Origin of the sequence: Algibacter sp. L4_22 (genome assembly GCF_023473045.1) — a bacterium.
In the GTDB taxonomy this organism is placed as follows: Bacteria; Bacteroidota; Bacteroidia; order Flavobacteriales; family Flavobacteriaceae; genus Algibacter.
Window position 1 is genome coordinate 1 of sequence record NZ_JAMCOK010000019.1, and the last position, 3,923, is coordinate 3,923.

Annotated in this window: 5 protein-coding genes; all 5 read right to left on the reverse strand. The window is 30.5% G+C overall.

Translation table 11 applies throughout. The annotated features are described in order from the left end of the window. Window positions 1-119 precede the first annotated feature (119 nt). Window positions 120-734 (reverse strand): hypothetical protein, encoded by a 615-nt coding sequence (locus M4I23_RS19250; RefSeq protein ID WP_249755483.1) that lies wholly within the window; start codon window positions 732-734, stop codon window positions 120-122. Between the two features lie 161 nt (window positions 735-895). Next, window positions 896-1,396 carry a hypothetical protein gene (locus M4I23_RS19255; RefSeq protein WP_249755484.1) on the reverse strand — a complete coding sequence of 167 codons (501 nt, stop codon included), beginning with the start codon at window positions 1,394-1,396 and terminating at the stop codon, window positions 896-898. A gap of 159 nt (window positions 1,397-1,555) precedes the next feature. Next, window positions 1,556-2,197 carry a DUF4253 domain-containing protein gene (locus M4I23_RS19260; RefSeq protein ID WP_249755485.1) on the reverse strand — a complete coding sequence of 214 codons (642 nt, stop codon included), beginning with the start codon at window positions 2,195-2,197 and terminating at the stop codon, window positions 1,556-1,558. Between the two features lie 168 nt (window positions 2,198-2,365). After that, window positions 2,366-2,992, reverse strand: coding sequence for a hypothetical protein (locus M4I23_RS19265; RefSeq protein ID WP_158850468.1), 627 nt, complete (start codon window positions 2,990-2,992; stop codon window positions 2,366-2,368). Window positions 2,993-3,140: 148 nt separating this feature from the next. Beyond that, entirely contained in the window at window positions 3,141-3,644 is a 504-nt protein-coding gene (locus tag M4I23_RS19270; RefSeq protein ID WP_249755486.1) for a hypothetical protein, read from the reverse strand. Between the last annotated feature and the right edge of the window lie 279 nt (window positions 3,645-3,923).

The window sequence follows — 3,923 nt, forward strand, 5'->3', positions numbered from 1 at the left end:
TATGGTTAGTTGCGTGTTTCAGCAACTAATTTAGTAAACAAAAACGAACGCGAGAAAATTCCGAAGGAATTTTCCAAGTAGGCACTTGCCCAAGCAATTAATTATACACGTTGTTGCCATTAGTTTTTTATTTCAGTTAAAAGTTTTTCCGTTTTTTCAATCGGATAGTATGTGTTAATTAATTGAACAAATAAATTCAGATTTCCCATTTGGCTTAAGTCGTAAAAGTCAGACACTTTTTTATTTTTGTCTATAATTCTTTTCATTGTCAACTTTGTTGCAATTCCGACAATGGAACTTAAAACACGAGTTTCTAAATTCCTCAATTCATTATAATTCACAAACTTGGAATTCTCTTGCTCAAATTTATCCGAGTGATACCATTTTTTTAAATTGTTCCAATTATTTTTATTAATTAGTAAACCTTGAAACTCTTTAGTAACTGGAATTTCGTTGATTATCAAATCGGTTCTTTGTCCAATATATTTTGTCGCATATTTTCCTCTTGTTCCAGGAAAACTTACACTTCTTATTGGACCTAATGAAATTCCAGATTCCGTTATTTCTTTTAAATTGTAATTGGCTTTTTCATCTTTATCAATTCGGTTGAATGTGTAGATAATTCTACCGTCAAATTCCGAAAAATCAGTAAAGTCATAAATTTCCGCAAATCCAAATCCGAAATTGTGGTCAAGCTTGAATCTATATATTTTTCCTGAATTTTCTTTAATCACGGTTTTTTTTCAAATTAATGGCAACGTTTATGTATAAGAATAGTTGCGGGTTTGTATGCGAGGAATTTCCGAAGGAAATTCAGACGTTACAAACACGCAACGACCTTTGATTAAGCACTAAACCGCAATTATTTTTATACGGTGTTGTAAGTAGTTTTTTATTAATTTACACTTTCTAATATTCCGTTTTTAACACCTATCCAGATTCCGTGTTCTTCATCCCAAGGACATTTAAATATTAAATTGATGTACCTAAACTCTGTAAAGTCCAAATCAACCATTATCAGTTTTAATTTCAAGGCATTGTATGAATCCTCTTTGTTATAAATTTTAAAATGAGCAATATTAGCTTCTTTTTCATTTTCAAATCCATCATCGTCAACCATTCCATAACTCGTGTTTTTAACACAAATTTTAAAGTGTTCCCAAGATTTGTCCTTTATCCATTCCTCATTTTTTTTGTCAAAGGAAATTAATTCATTCACAATTTCTGTCAAAACAGTCATTTGAGGTTCAGAATCAAGACTAGTTAAGTTTGAAAATAAAATTTCATTATTAGTTCTGAAAAAGTCTAAATAGAGTTCAATTTTAAATTCAGAATAATTTACATTGAATCTGTCTTCAATAAAAATTCCTTTACTTATTATTTCTTCTTTGGTCATTCTCTTAAATTACTTACAACGGTTTCGTATATGAAATGTTGCGTGTTTGTGTGCGAGGATTTTCCGAAGGAAAATCAGAAGCTAACAAACAAAGCAACTAACATTGGTTAAGCACAAAATAGCAATTTTTTATATACTTTGTTGTAGCCAGTACTTTTTTTAATCCCACCATAACCAAATTCCGTTCATTTGTTGAATCATAAACTTTAAGTTAGAAACTTCTCCAACTCCTTGGTCAACCGAATCAGGGCAGAATTTGTAAACCTCTTGAGAAAAAGCGTCTAAATCAGTCGGTAGTTTTTTGAATTCAAGTTCAAGCCAATCTCTTCCGCAACCAATTACTGTCACTCCGAATTTATCATTCCATTCCGATATTTTTGCAACTATATCTTCATTTGCATAATCGTGATTAACTCCGTCTGTTCTTCTATATCTTAAAATGTCAAGGTCATTTGTCCCTTTTATTACTGCGATGCTTTTAGAATCTTCTTCGCCAGTATAAACGAATATCAAATATCCTTTCGTTCTAAATTTCTCTTTTAATTTTTTTACAATCGAGTTTGCTTTTTCTTCTGAAATACTTGAGTGAATTCCGTTGTAAAATTCATTCGAAACTTCGCCAGTTTCTTGGTCAATTGCAGGTAACTGAACTAATTCGTTGTTAGTTTCTTTTTTCAACTCTTTCATAAGTTCGATATTGAAATCCAACTTATTCATTAATTCAGTTTCTTTTGGTAAGAGGTCTTTTCCACCACATCCAAAAAATGATAAAATTCCCATAAAAATCAATATTTTTTTCATTTAGTTCGGTTTTTCTCGTATTGGCTACAACGTGATTGTGTATGGTTAGTTGCGTGATTTAAGCACTAAAGTTAGCAAATAAATCACAGATAGAATCTTCCGCAGGAATGTTCGTAAGTAGGCTTAAAACAAGCAATTAATTATACACGGTGTTAGCAAATCGGTTTTTTACGTTTTAATCATATTTATCATTCCATAAGAATAACTTCCTTTCGGTAATCTATCTCTAAAATCTTCAAAATATTTCCACAAGTTAAATTCGGAATTAATTGAATTCAATATACTTCGAACATTTTCTATTTCAGGCATTTCTGGGTTTTGATACCTTTCGTTTTCAGGTTCCCAATATGAGTAAACACGTCTTGTTTTTCCATTTCCGATTTCAAAAACATATGTCTTTCCGTCAAATCCTTTTGGATAGTTTTCAATTTCTGAACAATCTTTTAACGTCTCAATATTTTCTGCATTTAAAGAGTTAATTAATTTCTCAACAATTCTGTTTGAGATTTTTATTTTTTGATAAATAATTTCTGTCTTATTCTTTCTTTTATTTTCTGTGACAAAATTTGTCAAAGTTCCGTTATAAGTTGAGTCAGTTATTTTAATCAGTTCCACAACCTGATAATCAGTCCAAATTCGGTAAGCTTTTTCAAAATTCAGACTGTCGTAATGTTTTAGCCCAATTTCAATTCGGTCAGATTCGATATAAGGATTCCAAAAGGATTCTTTTTCGGTTTGACCAAATGCAAAAGTCGATATCAGACTTAGAATTAATATGTGGATTTGTTTTTTCAACTGTTTGCTAACGTTGTTGTGTATGGTTAGTTGCGTGGTTAAGCAACTAAGTTAGTAAACATTTACGAACCCGTGAATATTCCGCAGGAATATTCGCAAGTAGAGAAGAATAAAGCAATTAATTATACACGGTGTTACCTGTAGTTATTTATTCAAATATAAAATCAACAACCGAAGAAATTTTCAACCCACTATTTTTATCATTTAAGGCGGAATGAACCTGATTGATTATTCTATCATCAACTTTTAGTCCAGAATCTTTTAAATGTTTAATTCGTGTATCAATTTTATCTTTAAACTCCTCTAGGATTGCTAATCTATATTCTTTTAATTGAAAGATTTTTTTTCCATACAATGCGTGATAATTTTTTCTCAATTTCTCATAGTCAGATTTCCAATCGTCAGCATTTTTTTCCAGAGTATATAATTCATAACTTATATGTTCGATTTCCTCAATTTCATCAAAAGTTCCCCAATACTCTTGAAATTCGCTTATTTCTCCCTCCCAAATATTTATTTTGTCATTTTCTAATTGTAGAAACATTTCTTCTCCTGCATATCTTGCTATTTTCCAATATAAGTCATTTAAGTCAGTTTTTACTTTTACTTCGACAACTTCATAATAGCTTTTTGGATTTACTACATCTGTCATTGTATTTTTATTCTAGTTTGGTGTGTCTCCAAAGTAGAATAACAATGAATTATTATCTCCCAAAGTTATTTTCTGAAGGATATTTAATTTATTTATGATTTTCAGATTTTCCATTACTTTAATTCTAATAATTATGTTGTTTCCATTCCTACTGCGAACGTTTTGCGTAATTACAGGTAACGTTTACGTATAAGAATAGTGCGTAGTTTGAGTGCGAGGATTTTCCGAAGGAAAATCAGATGCATGCAAACACGCATTTAGTCTTGATTAGGCACTAAA